Annotated in this window: 1 protein-coding gene; it reads left to right on the top strand. The window is 66.5% G+C overall.

Going from position 1 to position 1,458, the window contains the following annotated elements:
* Positions 1 to 150: 150 nt before the first annotated feature.
* Positions 151 to 1,458 (top strand): sigma-54-dependent Fis family transcriptional regulator (locus EOA38_RS36480; RefSeq protein WP_145966292.1); only part of this gene is annotated, 1,308 nt, incomplete at its 3' end.

The following is a 1,458-nucleotide window of genomic DNA, read 5'->3' as shown; positions in this document are numbered from 1 at the left end:
GGGCAAAAGGGCGGGCGCGTAAATGGGGGGTGTCGCAAATTCCCCCGCCTGTGAGATCGGCGCCGTCGCGCGCTACCATAGTACAGTTGAGCGCGTATCTTCGAGGCACCACTATGTGGCCGCAAAGGACGTTGGCTGCGAGGAGGACGCATGGCTGGCGAACGAGAGCATATCCGCGAGATCGAGCAGGTTCTGTCCGGCGCGCGATCGGCCCGCGACGATATCGTGGTGCAATCCTGGCTGCGTTGCGTCGACACGCACCGGCTCGATCCGGCCCGGCCGACTGAAGCCTACATCGTTCCCGACACCCAGTTGCGCGAACACCGCGAGCAGTCCGAGCGGCTGATCGCGATTGCCCGCAGCGGTCTGGAGACGTTGTTCAAGCAGGTGGCGGGCCAGAACTACGTCCTGCTGCTCGCCGACGCCAAGGGCGTCACCGTCGACTTCCTCGGCGATCCGCTGTTCATGGACCAGTTGCGCAAGGCCGGGCTCTATCTCGGCTCGGAATGGTCGGAGAGCCGGACCGGAACCTGCGGCGTCGGCTCCTGCATCGTCACCGGCGAGGCGATGACCATTCATCAAACCGACCATTTCGACACCACGCACACGCCGCTTTCCTGCACCGCCGCGCCGATCTTCGACACAAAGGGCGAGCTGACCGCGGTGCTGGACATTTCGCTGCTGCGTTCGCCGCAGCCGAAAGTCAGCCAGAACCTCGCGCTGCACCTGGTGACCTCTTCCGCGCGACGCATCGAGCTCGCCAATTTGATGGCGCAGATGCACTCCGAATGGGTGTTGCGCTTTTCGCGCTCGCCGGAGTTCCTGGACGTCGATCCGGAAGCGGCGATCGCGCTCGATGCTTCCGGCCGCATCCTCGGCACGACGCGCGGCGCAGCGCTGCTTTTGGCGCAGGCCGGCGGTATCGACTGGAGGCATTCGCCGTCGCCGATCGGCCAGCCGATCTCGCGCTATCTCGACATGGACATCGACGACCTGCCGAACCTGACGCGTGGACGCCCGACCGAGGAGCGGCTGGTGTTCGGCCGCAACGGCAGCGCCCTCTTCGCGCACGCGATCGAACCGCAGCCGCCGAGCGGACGCCGCGTTCCCGTCGAGCTGCTGCCGAAGCCGATCGCCGAGCTTTCAGGCGGCGACCCGGTGATGGCGGCGATGCAGTGCCGTGCCGCCAAGCTGGCGCGCACCTCAATTCCGATTCTGATCCATGGTGAGACCGGCTCCGGCAAGGAGGTTCTCGCCCGCGCGATCCATGACAGCTCCGCGCGCAGCGGCCCCTTCGTGGCCATCAACTGCGCGGCCATCCCGGAACATCTGATCGAGAGCGAACTTTTCGGGCACACCGCTGGCGCCTTCACCGGGGCCGCGGCCAAGGGGCGCAAGGGGTTGATCGAGAGCGCCGACGGCGGCACGCTGTTCCTCGACGAGATCGGCGATATGCCC

The organism is Mesorhizobium sp. M1E.F.Ca.ET.041.01.1.1, from assembly GCF_003997355.1.
Taxonomy (GTDB): Bacteria; Pseudomonadota; Alphaproteobacteria; order Rhizobiales; family Rhizobiaceae; genus Mesorhizobium.
The sequence above is the reverse complement of the archived record's forward strand: the minus strand, read 5'-3'. Positions and strand labels throughout refer to the sequence as shown.